The organism is Nocardioides sp. WJ219, from assembly GCF_058559815.1.
On record NZ_JBZUJV010000007.1, the window covers coordinates 170,232 to 187,203 of the forward strand.

Annotated in this window: 16 protein-coding genes; 12 read left to right on the forward strand and 4 right to left on the reverse strand. The window is 76.1% G+C overall.

All coding sequences use genetic code 11. From position 1 onward, the window contains the following. Window positions 1-6 precede the first annotated feature (6 nt). Entirely contained in the window at window positions 7-801 is a 795-nt protein-coding gene (locus AC4MBH_RS17485) for an HAD family hydrolase (RefSeq protein WP_491796426.1), read from the reverse strand. 142 nt (window positions 802-943) lie between these two features. Between AC4MBH_RS17485 and ssd the strand changes: the two genes are divergently transcribed. The 7 genes from ssd (at window position 944) to AC4MBH_RS17520 (ending at window position 5,804) form a co-directional block, all read left to right on the forward strand. Continuing rightward, window positions 944-2,053, forward strand: coding sequence for a septum site-determining protein Ssd (ssd, locus tag AC4MBH_RS17490; protein ID WP_491796428.1), 1,110 nt, complete (start codon window positions 944-946; stop codon window positions 2,051-2,053). Next, window positions 2,053-3,216: a TadA family conjugal transfer-associated ATPase gene (locus AC4MBH_RS17495; protein ID WP_491796502.1), complete on the forward strand. Its 1,164-nt coding sequence runs from the start codon at window positions 2,053-2,055 to the stop codon at window positions 3,214-3,216. The genes ssd and AC4MBH_RS17495 overlap by 1 nt, the downstream gene beginning before the upstream one ends. Continuing rightward, a complete protein-coding gene (locus tag AC4MBH_RS17500) occupies window positions 3,213-4,016 on the forward strand; it encodes a type II secretion system F family protein (protein WP_491796430.1) in 804 nt (267 codons plus the stop codon). The genes AC4MBH_RS17495 and AC4MBH_RS17500 overlap by 4 nt, the downstream gene beginning before the upstream one ends. After that, window positions 4,013-4,738, forward strand: coding sequence for a type II secretion system F family protein (locus tag AC4MBH_RS17505; protein ID WP_491796432.1), 726 nt, complete (start codon window positions 4,013-4,015; stop codon window positions 4,736-4,738). Before AC4MBH_RS17500 ends, AC4MBH_RS17505 begins: the two co-directional genes overlap by 4 nt. 162 nt (window positions 4,739-4,900) lie before the next feature. Further along, window positions 4,901-5,083 carry a DUF4244 domain-containing protein gene (locus tag AC4MBH_RS17510; RefSeq protein ID WP_491796434.1) on the forward strand — a complete coding sequence of 61 codons (183 nt, stop codon included), beginning with the start codon at window positions 4,901-4,903 and terminating at the stop codon, window positions 5,081-5,083. Further along, on the forward strand, window positions 5,080-5,448 hold the full coding sequence (locus AC4MBH_RS17515) for a TadE family type IV pilus minor pilin (protein ID WP_491796435.1): 369 nt from the start codon (window positions 5,080-5,082) through the stop codon (window positions 5,446-5,448). Before AC4MBH_RS17510 ends, AC4MBH_RS17515 begins: the two co-directional genes overlap by 4 nt. After that, window positions 5,445-5,804: an Rv3654c family TadE-like protein gene (locus AC4MBH_RS17520; protein WP_491796436.1), complete on the forward strand. Its 360-nt coding sequence runs from the start codon at window positions 5,445-5,447 to the stop codon at window positions 5,802-5,804. Before AC4MBH_RS17515 ends, AC4MBH_RS17520 begins: the two co-directional genes overlap by 4 nt. Here the strand turns inward: AC4MBH_RS17520 and AC4MBH_RS17525 are convergent. After that, the gene (locus AC4MBH_RS17525) at window positions 5,796-8,210 is read right to left on the reverse strand and encodes a DEAD/DEAH box helicase (protein WP_491796438.1); all 2,415 of its coding nucleotides are present in this window, start codon (window positions 8,208-8,210) and stop codon (window positions 5,796-5,798) included. The two genes, AC4MBH_RS17520 and AC4MBH_RS17525, sit on opposite strands and share 9 nt — an antisense overlap. A 182-nt stretch (window positions 8,211-8,392) precedes the next feature. Between AC4MBH_RS17525 and AC4MBH_RS17530 the strand changes: the two genes are divergently transcribed. Both AC4MBH_RS17530 and AC4MBH_RS17535 read left to right on the forward strand, forming a co-directional pair. Continuing rightward, window positions 8,393-8,725: an anti-sigma factor antagonist gene (locus tag AC4MBH_RS17530; RefSeq protein ID WP_491796440.1), complete on the forward strand. Its 333-nt coding sequence runs from the start codon at window positions 8,393-8,395 to the stop codon at window positions 8,723-8,725. Between the two features lie 183 nt (window positions 8,726-8,908). After that, complete coding sequence (locus AC4MBH_RS17535; RefSeq protein ID WP_491796441.1) at window positions 8,909-11,260, forward strand: sodium-translocating pyrophosphatase; 2,352 nt, start codon at window positions 8,909-8,911, stop codon at window positions 11,258-11,260. 42 nt (window positions 11,261-11,302) lie between these two features. Here AC4MBH_RS17535 and AC4MBH_RS17540 read toward each other — a convergent pair whose 3' ends face one another. Together AC4MBH_RS17540 and AC4MBH_RS17545 are read right to left on the reverse strand one after the other, a co-directional pair. Beyond that, a complete protein-coding gene (locus AC4MBH_RS17540) occupies window positions 11,303-12,676 on the reverse strand; it encodes a sensor histidine kinase (RefSeq protein WP_491796443.1) in 1,374 nt (457 codons plus the stop codon). Further along, entirely contained in the window at window positions 12,673-13,359 is a 687-nt protein-coding gene (locus AC4MBH_RS17545) for a response regulator transcription factor (protein ID WP_491796445.1), read from the reverse strand. Before AC4MBH_RS17545 ends, AC4MBH_RS17540 begins: the two co-directional genes overlap by 4 nt. 135 nt (window positions 13,360-13,494) lie before the next feature. On the opposite strand from AC4MBH_RS17545, the gene AC4MBH_RS17550 reads away from it, so the two are divergent. The 3 genes from AC4MBH_RS17550 (at window position 13,495) to AC4MBH_RS17560 (ending at window position 16,941) form a co-directional block, all read left to right on the forward strand. Then, on the forward strand, window positions 13,495-14,145 hold the full coding sequence (locus AC4MBH_RS17550) for a hypothetical protein (protein WP_491796446.1): 651 nt from the start codon (window positions 13,495-13,497) through the stop codon (window positions 14,143-14,145). 120 nt (window positions 14,146-14,265) lie between these two features. Further along, window positions 14,266-15,741 (forward strand): DUF7059 domain-containing protein, encoded by a 1,476-nt coding sequence (locus tag AC4MBH_RS17555; protein ID WP_491796447.1) that lies wholly within the window; start codon window positions 14,266-14,268, stop codon window positions 15,739-15,741. A 51-nt stretch (window positions 15,742-15,792) separates the two neighbouring features. Next, window positions 15,793-16,941, forward strand: coding sequence for a DUF2510 domain-containing protein (locus tag AC4MBH_RS17560; RefSeq protein ID WP_491796449.1), 1,149 nt, complete (start codon window positions 15,793-15,795; stop codon window positions 16,939-16,941). Window positions 16,942-16,972: the final 31 nt, after the last annotated feature.

Here is a 16,972-nt window from a genome sequence, read left to right on the forward strand (position 1 = left end):
GCCTCCTCAGGCCTCGCGCCGGGTCTTGCGGGCGTTGACCCACAGCACGCCGCCGACCGCGACCGCGCCCCCGACGGCCAGCGCCGCGAGGGTCGGTCCGGTCGGCGGCAGCGGCACGCGGGTGCGCAGCGCGACCGGCTTGACGAAGACCAGCACCGGCCACCCGCGGGCGGCGGCCTCCTTGCGCAGGTCCTTGTCGGGGTTGACCGCGTGCGGGAACCCGACGGCCTCGAGCATCGGGACGTCGGTCACCGAGTCGCTGTAGCCGTAGCACTGCGCGAGGTCGTAGCCGCGCTCCTCGGCCAGCCGCACGATGGCCCGCGCCTTCTCCTTGCCGTAGGCGTAGTAGTCGATCTCGCCGGTGTAGCGACCGTCGACCACCTCGAGCCGGGAGGCCACCACGTGGTCGGCGCCGAGCAGGTCGCCGATCGGCTCGACCACCTCGGTCCCCGATGCCGAGACGATCACGACGTCGCGCCCGGCCAGCGTGTGCTCGGCGATCAGGCCGACCGCCTCGTCGTAGACGATCGGGTCGACGACGTGGTGCAGGGTCTCGGCGACGATGTCCTGGACCGTGGCGACGTCCCAGCCGGCGACCAGGCTCGACATGAACTGGCGCAGCTTCTCCATCTGGTCGTGGTCGGCGCCGCCGACGAGGTAGACGAACTGCGCGTACGCCGAGCGCAGCACCGCCCGCCGCGAGATCAGCCCGCCGGCCTGGAACGGCTTGGAGAACGCCAGCGTGCTCGACTTGGCGATGATCGTCTTGTCGAGGTCGAAGAACGCCGCGGCGCGAGCCATGCCGCCATCGTAGGTGGGCGACGAGTCGCGCCGCCTGTGGGAACGTCCCCGAGTCGTCCACAGGTCGCGCGGCCGGGCCGGTCGTCCACAGGCCGCCGCGGACGGGGAGTGGTGGCTCCTGGCGGGCGGGCACGTCCGTCCCATGACCGTCGAACCGAGCCCCCGTGCCATCCACCCCTCCCACTGCTCCGTCCCTCTCGTCGTCACCGCCGACCCCGTGCTGCGCGACGAGCTGCTCCGGCTCGCCGCCGCGGCGGGGGTCGCCCCCGAGGTCGTCGCCGACCCCGGTGAAGCCCTCCGCACGTGGGCCCGCGCGCCCGTGGTCCTGGTCGGCGGCGACCTGGCGCCGATGCTCGCCGACCTGTGCCCCGACCGCCGCGACGGCGTGCACGTCGTCACCTGGGGCTCGACCCGCAGCGACCTGTTCCGGGCCGCGCTCGCGCTCGGGGCCGAGAACGTCGCCGAGCTGCCGCGCTCGGAGGGCTGGGTCGTGGAGACCCTCACCGACCTCGGCGAGGCCGGCCGCCCGCGCGGGCTGGTGGTCGGCGTCCTCGGCGGGTCCGGGGGTGCCGGCGCCACCACGCTCGCGTGCGCACTCGGGCAGGTCGCCGCCCGGTCGGGCGACACCGTCGTCGTCGACTGCGACCCGCTCGGCCCCGGACTCGACCGGGTCCTGGGCCTCGACCGCACCGACGGGTTCCGCTGGGACGCGCTGTGCCAGACCACCGGTCGGCTCAGCGCGCGCGCCCTGCGCGAGGCGCTGCCGCGGCGTGGGCGGCTCGGTGTGCTCACCTGGTACGCCGCCTCCACGGCGACGCTGCAGGCGTTCGCGGTCCGGGAGGCGCTGTCGGCGGCCCGCCGTGGTCACGACACGGTCGTGGTCGACCTGCCGCGCACCCCCGACCCGCTGGTCGACGAGGTCGTGGCGCGCTGCGACGTGCTGCTCGTGGCCACGGTCGCCACCGTCGTCGGCGTGGCCTCGGCCGCCCGGGTCTGCGCCCGCCACCGGGGTCGGACCGCCGTGGGACTGGTGCTGCGCGGCTCCGCCCTGTCCGAGCGCGACGTCGCCCTCGCGGCCGGCGTCCCCGTGCTGGCGACGGTGCCCCACCAGCGCGGGCTGGCCGAGGCCATCGACCTCGGGCTCGGTCCGGTGCGCACCCACCGCGGACCGCTGGGCCGGTCGGGTGCCCGGCTGCTCGGGCTGCTGGCCGACCCGGCCGCCGTGGCGGCCGCACGGGGAGCAGCCGCGTGATCGAGGAGCTCCCCGCCGGCCTCGTCGACGCCGTCCGCGAGCGCCTGGCGCGGCGGCCCGGCGACCTGACCCCGCACCGGGTGGCCGAGGCGCTGCGCGACACCGGCCGGCCGGTCGGCGACGCGATGGTCCTCGCCGTGCACGAGGTGCTGCGTCGCGACGTCGTCGGCGCCGGCCCGCTCGAGCCGCTGCTGGCGATGCCCGGCGTCACCGACGTCGTCGTCAACGGGTCGGGCGAGGTCTACCTCGACCGGGGCGAGGGGCTCGAGCGCAGCGACGTCTCGTTCGCCGACGACGACGCCGTACGCCGCCTCGCCCAGCGCCTGGCCTCCCTCGGCGGCCGGCGGCTCGACGACGCCTCGCCCCACGTCGACCTGCGCCTGGCCGACGGCACCCGCTTCCACGCGGTGCTCTCACCGATCGCCCGGCCCGGCACGGCGATCTCGCTGCGGGTGCCGCGGCACGGCGGGTTCACCCTCGACGCCCTGATCGCGGCCGGGGCGCTCGGCGAGCCGATGGCCCGGCTCCTCGACCGCGTCCTGGCGGCCCGGCTGGCGTTCCTGGTCAGCGGCGGCACCGGCACCGGCAAGACCACGCTGCTGGCGGCCCTGCTGGCCCGGCTGCCACCGGGCGAGCGACTCGTGGTCGTCGAGGACGCCTCCGAGCTGCGCCCCGACCACCCGCACGTGGTCGGGCTGGAGGCGCGCCCGCCCAACGCCGAGGGCGCCGGCGCGGTCGACCTGCGCACGCTGGTGCGTCAGGCCCTGCGGATGCGGCCCGACCGGCTCGTCGTCGGCGAGGTGCGCGGCGGCGAGGTCGTCGAGCTGCTGGCCGCGCTCAACACCGGCCACGAGGGCGGGTGCGGCACGCTGCACGCCAACTCCGCGGTCGACGTACCGGCCCGCGTCGAGGCGCTCGCGCTGGCGGCCGGGCTCGGGCGCGAGGCGGCGCACAGCCAGCTCGCCTCGGCCGTCGACGCCGTCGTCCACCTCGCCCGCGGGCGCGACGGCACCCGCCGGGTCGCCCAGGTGGCGGTGCCCGCCCGCGACTCGCAGGGGCTGGTGACGATGGAGGTCGCCGTCGAGGCCGGCCCGACCCTCGCGTTGCAGGAGGGCCCGGGGCTCGACCGCCTGCTGGCCCGGCTCGACGGGGCCGCCGCGTGACCGCGACGGCCGCGGCCGTGGTCGCGGCGCTCGCGGCCGCCGGCGCGGCCGGTCTGCTCGTGACGCCGACGGCCCGCCTGGCGGCGCCGCCGGCGTCGCCGGCGCCGCAGCGCGGAGTGCCGCACCGGGCGTGGCTCGCGCTGCTGGCCGTCCCGGTGCTGCTGGTGGTGGCGGGCGGCTCGCCGCGACTGGTGGTGCTCGGCGGCGTGGTCGCCGGGGCCGGCGTCGCCGGGTCGCGCCTGTGGCGGGCCCGGGCGGCCCGGCTGGCGGCGGCCGCGACGTCCGTTCGGGTGCTCGAGACCTGCGAGTCGCTCGCCGCCGAGCTCGGCGCCGGCCGACCACCGGGCACGGCGCTGGGGCGCGCGGTCGACGACTGGCCCGCCCTGGCACCCGTCGCCGAGGCGCACCGGGTCGGGGCCGACGTACCGGCGGCTTGGCGGTCCCTCGCCGCCCGGCCGGGGGCCGGCGACCTGCGGGTGGTGGCCGCGGCCTGGCAGGTCGCCCACCGCACCGGCGAGGGACTCGCCGACACCCTCGACCGGGTGGCCCAGGGCCTGCGCGAGGCGGCCGCGACCCGTCGCGTCGTCGACGGTGAGCTCGCCTCGGCGCGCGCCACCGCCAAGCTCGTCGCCGCGCTGCCCCTGCTCGCCCTGGCCATGGGCAACGGCGCGGGCGGCGACCCCTGGGGCTTCCTCCTCGGCCACCCGGTCGGGCTCGGGTGCCTGGCGCTCGGGCTGGCCTTCGCGTTCGCGGGGCTCGCGTGGATCGAGGCCCTCGCCCGCGAGGTCGAGCGGCCGTGACCGGCCTCGCCGTGCTGTGCGTCTGCAGTGCAGCCCTCGCCGGGGCGCTGCTGGTGCCGTCGCGGAGCCGGCTGCCCGCGGGCGCCGACCGGTCCGTCCCCGACGTCGCTGCCGACCCCGGCTGGCTGCGTCGGCACCGCGCGCTGTGGTCGCTCCTGGCCGGCGCGGCGGGCGCGACCTTCGTCGGCGGTCCGGCCTCGCCCGCGGTGGCGGCCGGCGCCGCGGTGGCCGTGTGGGTGCTCATCGGGCGCTCCGAGACCCCGGCGACCCGCCGCCGGCGCGCCGAGGTACGCCGCGACCTGCCCGCCGTGGTGACCCTGCTGGCGGCGGCGCTGAGGTCGGGCGCCGCGCCGGGCGACGCCGTCGGGCTCGTCGTGCGAGCCCTGCCCGGGGCGGCCGCCGACCGGCTCGTCCCGGTCGTGGCCCGGCTGACCCTCGGCGTGCCGGCCCCCACCGTGTGGTCCGACCTGGCCGCCGACCCCGACCTCGCCCCGCTCGGCCGCACCATGGCGCGCGCGCACGACTCCGGGGCGCCCGTCGTCGCCGCCGTCGAGCGGCTGGCCGACGACCTCGCCCGTCGCGCCCGCGCGGCCGTCGAGGACCGCGCCCGCGCGGTCGGCGTCAAGGCCGCCGTCCCGCTCGGGCTGTGCCTGCTGCCGGCGTTCGTGCTGATCGGGATCGTCCCGCTGGCTGCCGGCCTGCTGCGCTCCCTCGCCTGGTGAGGCGTGGTGAGGGCTGTGGAATCGTCCCGGAGTCGTCCACAGGACCCGGCGCGGGCACGTCCCTCCACAGGGGCGGCGTCGGCGGTCGTCGACCGTCGGTGGGCCGCCGCAGTGTTCTCCGCCGAGGGCCGCACCGGGTGGCCCACGACGAGGGGACGACCCATGCGCATCCTGACGACCCGCCCGCGCGGCGAGCGCGGCATCACCACCGCCGAGTACGCCGTCGGCACCGCTGCCGGCGCCGGCCTGGCCGGGCTGCTCTACCAGCTGCTGACCGGCGGGTTCGGCGACCGCCTGCTCAAGACGCTGTTCGACCACGTGCTCGGGCTGCTGGGCATCGGGTGAGCACCCGTGGCCGGCGTGGCGAGCGCGGGGCGGTGACGGCCGAGCTCGCGATGGCACTGCCGCTGCTGCTCGCCGTGACCGTCGGGCTGGTGTGGTTGCTCTCGGTCGGCGCCGCCCAGGTCCGTGCCGTCGACGCCGCCCGTGAGAGCGCCCGCGCCGCGGCGCGGGGCGACGACCACGGGGCCGCGGTCGCCGCCGGCCAGCGGGTCGTGCCGCCGGGCGGCCGGGTCACCGTCACCACCGACGGCGACCGGGTGGTCGCCTCGGCCACGGCCCGGGTCGACGGCCCGGGCGGCCTGTTCGCGTTCCTGCCGGCGGTGACGGTCCGCGCCGAGGCGGTCGCGCTCGCCGAGGACGACCCGTGAGGCGGCCCGTCGGCACTTGCGGTGAGCGCGGGGCGGCGACGGTGCTGACCCTGGCCCTGGCCGGGGTGCTGCTCCTCGTCGGCGCGGCCCTCGCGGTGGTGGCCGCGATGTTCGTCGCCCACCGCCAGTCGCAGTCGGCCGCCGATCTCGCCGCCCTGGCCGCCGCCCAGGCGCTCGCCGACGGACGCGACGCGTGCGGCACGGCGTCCGCGGTGGCGACCGCCAACGCCGCCGCGGTCACCGGGTGCGTGGTCACCGGCCGCGAGGTGCGGGTCCGGGTCGTCGTCGAGGGCCCGCGGTGGCTCGGGCAGCGCGGCGACCTCGAGGCCGAGGCCCGCGCCGGACCGTCACCGTGACGGCGACCCGGCGCCGGCGGCGGTGCCGGGCTCGGGGTCGGGGTCCTCGTCGGCGTCGGCGAGCAGCACGTCGAGGAGCCGCAGCGCGCCGGGCTTGTCGAGCGGGTTGTTCTGGTTGCCGCACTTGGGCGACTGCACGCACGAGGGGCACCCCTGCTCGCAGGCGCACGAGGCGATGGTCTCGCGGGTGGCGCCGAGCCAGCGGCGGGCGGCGCGGTAGCCCCGCTCGGCAAACCCGGCTCCGCCCGGCTGCCCGTCGTGCACGAAGACCGTGAGCACCCCGGTGTCGGCGTGCCGGGCGGTCGAGACCCCGCCGATGTCCCAGCGGTCGCAGGTCGCCACCAGCGGCAGCAGGCCGATGGAGCAGTGCTCGGCGGCGTGCGCCGCGCCGGGCAGGTCGATCGAGCCGTCCAGCCCGGCCTCGACGAGGACGTCGTCGGGCACGGTCCACCACACGGCCGACGTCGACAGTGCCTGGGCCGGGAGGTCGAGGGGCTGCTCGCCGATCACCTCGCCCGAGGGCTGGCGGCGCTTGAGGAACGACACGACCTGGTGCGACACCTCGACCTCGCCGAGCGACAGCCGGCACCGGCCCCACGTGCGGTGCTCGCGCTCGGCGCGGACCGTGATGTCGGTGACCTCGCGGGCGCTGGTGGTGTAGCCGGGGTCGTGGCGAACGATCGTGGCCACCCGCTCCTCGAGGTCGAGCGACTCGACCAACCAGGTGTCGCCCCGGTGCAGGTAGACGGCGCCGGTGTGGGCCGTGCCGTGGGCGCGGCCCGCGTCGACAGTGCCGACGACGCGACCGGTCACGTCCTCGACGAGGGCGACCGGCGACCCGCCGGCGCTGCGGATGTCGGTCAGGTCGGCGGCGCGGCGGCGGTCGGTCCAGAACCAACCACGGTGCCGGCGGCGCAGCAGCCCGGCCCGGGTCAGCGCCTCGACGACCTCGGCCGCCCGCGGGCCGAAGACCGGCAGGTCGTCCTCGGTCAGCGGGCGCTCCTGGGCGGCGGCGCACAGGTGCGGGCCGAGCACGTGCGGGTTGTCGGGGTCGAAGACCTGCGCCTCGACCGGCTGGCCGAGCAGCACGTCGGGGTGGTGCACGAGGTAGGTGTCGAGCGGGTCGTCGCGGGCGACCAGCAGGCCGAGCGCGTCCTGGGCGTCGCGGCCGGCGCGGCCGACCTGCTGCCAGAGCGCGGCGCGGGTGCCGGGGAAGCCGGCGACGATGACGGCGTCGAGCCCGCTCACGTCGATGCCGAGCTCGAGGGCGTTGGTGGCGGCCAGCCCGACGAGGTCGCCGCGGCGCAGCGCGGCCTCGAGCGCCCGGCGCTCCTCGGGCAGGTAGCCGCCGCGGTAGGCCGCGACCCGCGGCGCCAGGGCCGGGTCGACCTCGGCGAGCAGGTCGGCGGCGGTCAGGGCCACCTGCTCGACGCCGCGGCGGGAGCGCACGAACGCCAGCGTGTGCACGTCCTCGGCCACCAGGTCGGCGAGCAGGTCGGCGGTCTCGGAGATCGCCGAGCGGCGTACGGGCGCGCCGTTCTCGCCGGTGTGGGTGGTCAGCGGCGGCTCCCACAGCGCCAGGGTGACCTCGCCGCGCGGCGAGCCGTCGTGGGTCACGGCGGTGACGTCGCGACCGGTCAGGCGCGCGGCGGTGGCGGCCGGCTCGGCGGTGGTCGCCGAGGCCAGCACGAAGGTCGGGGAGGCGCCGTAGGACTCGCAGACCCGCCGCAGGCGGCGCAGCACATGCGCGACGTGGGCGCCGAAGACGCCGCGGTAGTGGTGGCACTCGTCGACCACGACGTAGCGCAGCGACCCGAGGAACCCCGCCCACCGCTCGTGGCCCGGCAGGATCGAGCGGTGCAGCATGTCGGGGTTGGTGAGCACGTACTCGGCGTGGGCCCGGGCCCAGTCGCGCTCGTCGCGGCTGCTGTCGCCGTCGCAGGTGGTGATCCGGGTCTCGAGCCCCAGGGCGAGCAGCGACTCCAGCTGGTCGTGCGCCAGCGCCTTGGTGGGTGCGAGGTAGAGGGTGGCGGCGCCGCGGCGCCCCCGGTCGCCACGCCCGGTCGCAGCGGCCGAGAGGGCCGGCAGCTGGTAGGCCAGCGACTTGCCCGACGCCGTGCCGGTGGAGACCACGACGTCGCGGCCCTGCCAGGCCGCCTCGGCGGTGGCGACCTGGTGCGACCACGGGCGTACGACGCCGCGCGCGACCTGCGCCGCGACCACCGCCGGGTCGGCCCAGGACGGCCAGTCGACCGGCTCGGCCGGGCGCGACGGGCGCACCTCGACGTGGGTCAGCCGCCCCTCACGTCCCGGCACCGCCGCGAGCCGGGCCAGCACGTCGGCCACCGGCCGGCGCGGCACGCTCGGCACCCCCGGCCGGGGCGGCTCGAGGGCGGCGGCGGACATGCTGGCGATGGTGGCACAGGGCGGCGACACGCTCGCTGGGGCGGCCGTCCTGCCCCGCGGCGCCGGGGCGCGGACGCCGAGCCGCACCCTTTACTTATGTCCGCGAGGCGTCGCATGGTTTGATGTTGCCGCCCTGTCATGCCTACCCCCAGCCCCGCGGCACGTCCTACATGGGAGATCACGTGGACCTGAGCCTTGAGACGCGCGACGTCGATGGACGCACCATCGTCGCCGTCGGCGGTGAGATCGACGTCTACACGGCTCCCAAGCTGCGCGACAAGATCACCGAGCTCGTCGCGGCCGGCACCTACCACCTGGTGGTCGACATGGAGGCGGTGGAGTTCCTCGACTCCACGGGGCTCGGGGTGCTGGTGGGCGGGCTGAAGAAGGTCCGCGCGCACGACGGGTCGCTGAGCCTGATCTGCAACCAGGACCGGCTGCTCAAGATCTTCCGGATCACCGGCCTGGCCAAGGTCTTCGTCATCCACGAGTCCGCCGAGGCGGCGCTCGCCTAGTCGCCCGCCGGGGGCCGCACCAGGCCCCCGACACCACGGCCCGTCCCACGCCTCGTCCCGCGGCGTGGTCCACGTCACACCCCCTGTCCTGACAGGGCGCTTGCGTGCGTAAACTCCGCTGCGGTCTACCGAGACCGGGGTCACAGTCGGCCCGCAGGCGCTCCCACTACGCAGGAGGACTACATGGTCGGGATCAATCCCGCAGCTGCCGATGCCGTCGAGGTCACCGGCGGCAACCTCGTCCTGGTGATCGTCGTCGCCCTGATCGCGCTCGGCGCGCTGGCGATGGCGTACGTGTTCCGCCAGGAGGTCCTTGCTGCAGGTGAGGGCACCGACAACATGAAGAACATCGCCCAGGCGGTGCAGGAGGGCGCCGACGCCTACCTCCAGCGCCAGTTCCGCACCCTGGCGATCTTCGCGGTGATCGCGTTCTTCGCCCTGCTCGCCCTGCCGGCCGACGACGTGGCCGTGCGCATCTTCCGCTCGGTGTTCTTCATCATCGGCGCCGGCTTCTCCGCCGCCGTGGGCTACCTCGGCATGAGCCTGGCCGTGCGCGCCAACCTCCGGGTCGCGGCCGCGGCCAACACGGTCGGCCGCGAGCCGGCCATGACCATCGGCCTGCGCACCGGGGCCATGGTCGGCATGCTCACCGTCGGTCTCGGTCTGCTCGGCGCCAGCGTCGTCGTCATCTGCTTCCAGGAGGACGCGCCCGACGTGCTGGAGGGCTTCGGCTTCGGCGCCGCCCTGCTGGCCATGTTCATGCGGGTCGGCGGCGGCATCTTCACCAAGGCCGCCGACGTCGGCGCCGACCTGGTCGGCAAGGTCGAGCAGAACATCCCCGAGGACGACCCGCGCAACGCCGCCACCATCGCCGACAACGTCGGCGACAACGTCGGCGACTGTGCCGGCATGGCCGCCGACCTCTTCGAGTCCTACGCCGTCACGCTCGTCGCGGCGCTGATCCTCGGCTCCCAGGCGTTCGGCGACAAGGGCCTGGTCTACCCGCTCCTGATCCCCGCCATCGGCGCGCTGACCGCGGTGCTCGGCGTCTACATCACCAAGCCCAAGGCCGGCGTCAACGGCCTGTCCACCATCAACCGCGGGTTCTACATCTCCGCGGCCGTGGGTGCCCTGGCCAGCGTCGTGATCAGCTTCATCTACCTGCCCACCAGCTTCGCCGACTTCGGCGAGCTCGGCGGGTCCCTGACCGACATCTCCAGGGACCCGACGTTCGACGGCAACCCGGCGCTCATCGCCTCGATCGCGGTCGTCATCGGCATCCTGCTCGCCGCGGCGATCCTGGCGCTGACCGGCTACTTCACCGGCACCGAGTACAAGCCGGTCAAGGACGTCGGCAAGACCTCCCTCACCGGCGCGGCGACCGTCATCCTCTCCGGCCTCTCGGTCGGCTTCGAGTCGGCGGTCTACACGACCCTCGTGCTGGGCGCCGCCGTCTTCGGCGCGTTCCTGCTCGGCACCGGCTCGCTGGCCATCTCGCTGTTCGCCGTCGCGCTCGCGGGCTGCGGCCTGCTCACCACCGTCGGGTCCATCGTGGCGATGGACACCTTCGGTCCGGTCTCCGACAACGCCCAGGGCGTCGCGGAGATGTCGGGCGACGTCTCGCCCGAGGGCGCCCAGATCCTCACCGACCTGGACGCCGTCGGCAACACCACCAAGGCGATCACCAAGGGCATCGCCATCGCCACCGCGGTGCTGGCCGCGACCGCCCTGTTCGGGTCCTACGCCACGACGGTCCTCGAGGAGCTGGAGGCCGCCAACGCCGAGTCCGAGCTGCTGAGCCTGTTCGTCTTCGACCCCTCGGTGCTGGTCGGCGTGCTGCTCGGCTCGGCCGTGGTGTTCCTGTTCTCCGGCCTGGCCATCAACGCCGTGGCCCGCGCCGCCGGCGCGGTCGTCTACGAGGTGCGCCGCCAGTTCCGCGAGATCCCCGGGATCATGGAGGGCACCGGCCGCCCCGAGTACGGCAAGGTCGTCGACATCGTCACCCGCGACTCGCTGCGTGAGCTCATCACGCCCGGTGTCCTCGCGGTGATGGCCCCGGTCGCGGTCGGCTTCGGCCTCGGGTTCAGCGCCCTGGCCGGGTTCCTGGCCGGCGCGATCGGCACCGGCACCCTGATGGCGGTCTTCCTCGCCAACGCCGGTGGTGCCTGGGACAACGCCAAGAAGCTCGTCGAGGACGGCCACCACGGCGGCAAGGGCTCCGACGCCCACGCCGCCACGATCATCGGCGACACGGTCGGCGACCCGTTCAAGGACACCGCCGGCCCGGCCATCAACCCGCTGCTCAAGGTGATGAACCTGGTCTCCCTGCTGATCGCCAGCGCGGTGGTCTCCCTCAGCGTGGGCGACGACGAGAACGACGTCGTCCGGATCATCATCGCCCTGGTGGCCGCCGCGATCATCGCCGTCGCGGTCTACATCTCCAAGCAGCGCGAGAGCATGATCGGCGACGACGCGCCGCCGCCCACCCCGCCGGCGCCGACGGCCGACCCGATGCTCAGGCCGCCCACGGCCTGACCCGCACCACAGCACCATCCGCACACCGACCCGCCGTAGCCCCTACGGCGGGTCGGTGTCGTCCGGGGTGACGTCGACCCCGCCCGGCAGGCGCACGGTGAACCGCGCACCCCCCTCGGGCGCGGCGTCGAGGGTGACCGTGCCGCCGAGCCGGGTGACGAGCCGGTGGACGATCGCGAGACCCAGGCCGTGCCCGCCGGGACGGACGCCGGCGTACCGGTCGTGCAGCACCCCGGGCTCGAAGGCGACCGCGGCGTCGTCGTCGGTGAGCCCGGGACCCGAGTCGCGCACCTCGAGGCGGACGCCGTCGGCCTCCCGGGTCGCGGTGAGCCGCACCTGGTCGCCGCGGTCGCAGACCCGCACCGCGTTGTCGAGCAGGGCGTCGACCACCTGGCGCAGCCGGGTGGGGTCCGACGTCGCGACGACGCCGGGACCCGAGGACGACGTCACCTCGACCCCGCCCCGCGCGGCGCGCTCGGCCCAGGCGGCCGCGGCCTCGGCGAGCAGCGCGCCGACGTCGACCGGCTCGGAGGCCACCCGGTAGTCGTCGGCCTCGAGCCGGGCGAGGGCGAGCAGGTCGGCGACGTAGCGCTCCAGGCGCCGGGTCTCGGCGACCATCACCCGCGCGACGTCCGGGGTCTCGTCGAGCGGCACCACGCCGTCGGCGAGGGCCTCGGCGTACCCGCGGACCGCGGTGAGCGGGGTGCGCAGCTCGTGGGAGACCGAGAGCAGGAACTCGCGCTGTCGGCTCTCGCTCGTCGCCAGCGCGGTGTCGAGGGCGCCGAGGGCGGCGGTGACCTCCGCGACCTCGGTGGTCCCCGACGGCGGCAGGTCGATGCCCCGCTCGCCGGCGGCGAGCCGGCGGGCCGCGTGCGCGGTGCGGCTCAGCGGGTTGCCGAGCCGCGAGGCCACGAGCCAGGCCGCGGCGACGGCGGCGGCGAGCCCGAGCGCGATGGCCAGCAGCACGCGGCGCAGCAGCGCGTCGGTCGCGCTGGTGACGACGTCGGCGTCGGTGCCGAGCACGACGGCGCCGCCGTCGAGGGTCGGTCGGGCCTCCACCAGCACCTCGGTGCCGTCGTCCTCGACGGTCGTCGAGACCGGGTCGCCGTCGAGCAGCCGGGCGACGGCGTCGTCGTCGAGTGCGCCCGCGAGCCCGGTCCGCGTGCCGTCGGCCGTGACGGCTCCCAGCTGCACGTCGACGCGGCGGGAGACCATCCCGAACCGCCGGCTCATGTCGACCGCCCCCGGCACCTGCGCCAGGAACCCGGCCTGGCGACCGAGCGGCTCGCGGACGGCGTCCTCGGCCGCCGAGCGCACGAGCGGGGCCACGAGCAGGGCCGACAGGAGCGCCGAGCCCAGGGCGACCCCGGCCATCGCCAGCGCGAGGCGGCCGGTGAGCGACCGGGCGAGCCTCACGTGCGGACGCGGTAGCCGACGCCGCGCACGGTCTCGATCGGGCTGGCCGCGCCCAGCTTGGTGCGCAGCTGGGCGACGTGGACGTCGACGGTCCGGCTCGAGCCGTAGTCGGCCACGCCCCACACCGTCGACAGCAGCTCGGAGCGCTCGACCACCCGCCCGGCGGCCCGCATCAGCGCGGCGAGCAGGTTGAACTCCGTCGCCGTCAGCGCCACCTCGGCAGCCCCGATCCGCACCCGGCGGGAGCCCGGGTCGAGCCGTACCGGCCCCGCGACCAGCGGCCGCGCCACCACCCGTTCCTCCGAGCGGCGGACCACGGCCTTCACCCGGGCCACCAGCTCCCGCGGCGAGAACGGCTTGGTCACGTAGTCGTCGGCGCCCATCTCCAGGCCCAGCACCCGGTCGACCTCGTCGTCGCGGGCGGTCACGAAGAGCACCGGCGTCCAGTCGTCGCGCGCGCGCAGGGTGCGGCACACGCCGACCCCGTCGAGCTCGGCCGGGCCCGGCAGCCCGACGTCGAGCACCACGGCCACCGGCCGGTGCCGCTCGACGGCCCGCAGTGCCGCGGCGCCGTCCCGCTCGACGTGCACGCCGAAGCCCTCCTGCACCAGGTAGCGGCGTTCGACGTCGGCGATCGCCGGCTCGTCCTCGACCACCAGCACCAGGCCGCGCGCCTCGCTCATGCGCCCACCGTAGGGCGCCGCCGGGCGCCGCAGCCGCCTGACGGCGCGTCCTTGCACAGCCCGAACATGCGCCTGACACGGCCGCCACCCGGCTCGCCGAACGTGGGTCTGACCAACCCACGAGAGGAACACGAGATGTTGCTGCAGAGCTTCACGACCCGGGTGGCCACGAGCGTGGCCGCCCTGGCGATCGGCGCCACCGTGACCGCGGTCGCGCTCGACGACGACGACGCCACGCCCGACGCGCAGGGCTCGACCGAGCCGGCGGCGTACGACGTCGCGGCCACCGACGGCGACGACCAGCGGGACGACGATCCCGACGCACGCGGCTGGGGCGGTCCCGGCGGCTGGTGGCCCGACGACCTCCCCGACGCCCTGCGCGAGGACGTCGAGGCACTGCGCGACCTCGACGATCCCGCCGCGGCCAGGGACGCGATCGAGGGCCTCAAGGACGCCGCCCTCGCCGGCGACTACGGCGCCGAGGTCCAGGAGCAGGCCCGCGAGGTCCGCGACCGCGTGGAGGAGTGGCTCGACGAGCTCCCCGCCGCGCTGCGCTCCGACCTCGAGGCCGCCCGCGACCTCGACGACCCCGACGCGCTCCGCGACGCCCTGGAGGGCATCCGCGACCGCGCCCTCGCCGGTGACTACGGCGCCGAGGCGCAGGAGCACGCCGAGGACCTCCGCGACCACTGGGGCGACGGCCCCGGTCCCTTCGGCCGGGGCGGCCCGGGCCCCGGCGGACTCGGCGGACTCGGCGGCTTCGGCCCCGGCGGCCACCACGACTGACGGCCCCATCCACGCTGACCCGTCGCAACGATGCGACGGGTCAGCGCAGGATTCGCGCTGACCCGTCGCACATGTACGACGGGTCGGCGTCGGTGGAGCCCGGTCGGGGAGGATGGGCGGATGGATCCCGCCCACGCCCCGGCCCTGCGCGACGCCCTCGTCGCGGCGGGCTTCACCTACGACGGCGTGGCCGAGCTGCTCGGGCCCCGCGCCCACGAGGCCCTGGCCCGCAACGAGACCAGCCCCGGGCTGGCGCGGACGCGGGGCGGCAGCCCGCTCGAGACGTTGGTCCGGCTGTTCCTGCTGCAGACGACGGTGCCGCTGGCCGACGCCGAGCGGGCCCTGCCCGGCCTCGTCGACCGGCTCGCGGTCGACGGCCTGCTCGAGCGCAGCGTCGGCGAGGTGGCCGCCCGCCTCGACTGCCGGCCGTACGCCGTGTCGGGTCCCGACGGCGACGACCTGTGGGTGGTCAGCGACCTCACCCCGGGGCTGGACGGCGGCCCGCAGCGGGTCGGCGCCGACCACGTGCTCGGCATCAGCCCGGCGTCGACGTCGCTGGCGCAGCTGACGATCCGCGAGCCCGTCGGCAGCGCGCTCGACCTCGGCACCGGCTGCGGCGTCCAGGCGCTGCACCTGGCCCGGCACGCCCGGCACGTCGTCGCCACCGACGTCAACGCCCGGGCGCTCGACGTGACCCGCTTCAACGCCGCGCTCAACGAGGTCGACGTCGACGTGCGCGACGGCTCGTTCTTCGAGCCCGTGCGCGGTGAACGCTTCGACCTGGTCGCCACCAACCCGCCGTTCGTCATCTCCCCGGCCCTGGCCCGCGGCGAGCGCCTGGTCTACCGCGACTCCGGCCTGCCCGGCGACCAGGTCGTCGAGCACGTCGTGCGCACGGCCCCGCGCCACCTCAACCCCGGCGGCTGGTGCCAGGTGCTGGCCAACTGGGTGATCGAGCGCGGCCGTCCCTGGGACGAGCGCCTCGCGACCTGGCTGCCCGACGACCACGACGCGCTCGTGGTGCAGCGCGAGGTGCTCGACCCGGCGGCGTACGTCGAGCTGTGGCTCAAGGACGCCGGCCGCCACGGCGCCCCCGACTACCTCACCCGCTACGACACCTGGCTGTCGTGGTTCGACGAGCAGGGCATCGAGGCCGTCGGCTTCGGGTGGGTCAACCTGCACGCCACCGGGCGGGCGGGTGCTCGACACGAGCTCCTCGAGTGGCCCTACGACGTCGAGCAGCCGATCGCGCCCGCGATCCACGCGTGGGGCCGCGCCGCGCAGACCGAGGTCGGTCCCGAGGACCACCTGGTCGTCCGGCCCGACGTCGTGCAGGAGACCCACGGCGCGGTCGGCGTGGAGGACCCCGAGACCATCGTGCTCCGCCAGCAGCGCGGGTTCCGCCGGGCCCGCCCCGCCGACACCGTCGAGGCCGCGCTCGTGGGGGCCTGCGACGGGGAGCTGTCGCTGGGCGCGATCCTCGACGCGGTCGCCGTGCTGCTCGACGCCGACCCGGCCGCGACGCGGGAGGCCTACCTGCCGGTCGCGGTCGAGCTCGTCGCCGAGGGGTACCTCAGCCCGGCGTCCGCGACCTGACACCCCGCGGACGACGCGACCGGAAGGGCCCCGCTCGCATAGGGTTCCGGCGTGGCGACGCCAGGGTGGTACCCGGACCCCTCCGGGCAGCAGGGCTGGTACCGGTACTGGGACGGCCAGTCGTGGGGTGCCGACGTGACCGACAACCCGTACGCCCCGGCCCCGGGGTCTGCCGACCCCTTCGACGCGCCCACGGTGCACCCCGGTGCCGGTACGCCGCCGCCGGCTGCCCCGACGCCGGGCTCGCCGGCGTACCCGTCCTACGACGCCGGCCCCGCGCAGCCCGCGCCCCAGCCCTACCAGCCGGCCTGGTCCCCGCAGCCGGCCCCGCCGGGACCGGGGCGCACGGGCGGCGGCACGGGAAAGACCGTGGGACTCGCCGTGCTCGCGGTGCTGCTCACGGTCGCGCTCGGCGTCGGCACCTTCTTCGTGGTGCGGGCCCTGACCGACGACGACGACTCGACCGCCACCGACGGCACCTCGCAGAGCGGCGACCCGACGACCGAGCCGACGACGGAGTCGACGGAGCCCACCGAGCCGACGGAGCCCACGGAGCCGACCGAACCGACGGAGCCCACCGAGCCCACCGAGCCCACCGACGACCCGCTCGAGGAGCCCGTCGACCCGTTCCGCGACCCCGGCGAGCCGACCAAGGAGCAGTGCGAGGGCGGCACGCCCACCGAGGGGGCGACCGGCTTCCGCGGCGCCGAGCACACCGGCGGCGGGCTCACGATGCCCCAGGTGCAGGGGTTCGCCAAGCGCCCCGACCAGGCCGAGGCGTTCGTCTTCGCCGACGGCATCACGACCGAGTCCCGGGTGATCGAGGAGAACACGTGGGTCGCGGTCTACGCCCTCGGCGGCCTGCCCCGGGCCAACGGCTTCACCGACCCCGGCCAGGCCGCGAGCACCGTGCTGGAGTGCATGGCGCTGTCGAAGACGTTCTACGACGGCTTCACCGGCGGTCAGGTCATCAACTCCCGTGCCACCACGGTCGGCGACGCCCCGGCCTGGATCATGGAGGCCGAGATCCGCATCGACAACCCGCTCGTGACGACGGTCGAGGGCGACGTGGCCTCGGTGATCGTGGTCGACACCGGCAACCCCGACTACTACGGGCTGTTCGTCAGCGTCGTCCCGATCGGTGACGCCGAGCTCATCGGGCAGCAGCGCTCGCAGCAGGCGTTCATCGACCTCGGGTGACCTCGGGGCTGACCTCGGAGCACCTCCCGGC

Excerpts from the sequence above, each read along its gene's own strand:
- AC4MBH_RS17485 (WP_491796426.1), bottom strand. The coding sequence starts at position 801 with ATGGCTCGCGCCGCGGCGTTCTTCGACCTCGACAAGACGATCATCGCC.
- ssd (WP_491796428.1), top strand. The coding sequence starts at position 944 with ATGACCGTCGAACCGAGCCCCCGTGCCATCCACCCCTCCCACTGCTCC.
- AC4MBH_RS17510 (WP_491796434.1), top strand. The coding sequence starts at position 4,901 with ATGCGCATCCTGACGACCCGCCCGCGCGGCGAGCGCGGCATCACCACC.
- AC4MBH_RS17525 (WP_491796438.1), bottom strand. The coding sequence starts at position 8,210 with ATGTCCGCCGCCGCCCTCGAGCCGCCCCGGCCGGGGGTGCCGAGCGTG.
- AC4MBH_RS17535 (WP_491796441.1), top strand. The coding sequence starts at position 8,909 with ATGGTCGGGATCAATCCCGCAGCTGCCGATGCCGTCGAGGTCACCGGC.
- AC4MBH_RS17545 (WP_491796445.1), bottom strand. The coding sequence starts at position 13,359 with ATGAGCGAGGCGCGCGGCCTGGTGCTGGTGGTCGAGGACGAGCCGGCG.
- AC4MBH_RS17550 (WP_491796446.1), top strand. The coding sequence starts at position 13,495 with ATGTTGCTGCAGAGCTTCACGACCCGGGTGGCCACGAGCGTGGCCGCC.
- AC4MBH_RS17555 (WP_491796447.1), top strand. The coding sequence starts at position 14,266 with ATGGATCCCGCCCACGCCCCGGCCCTGCGCGACGCCCTCGTCGCGGCG.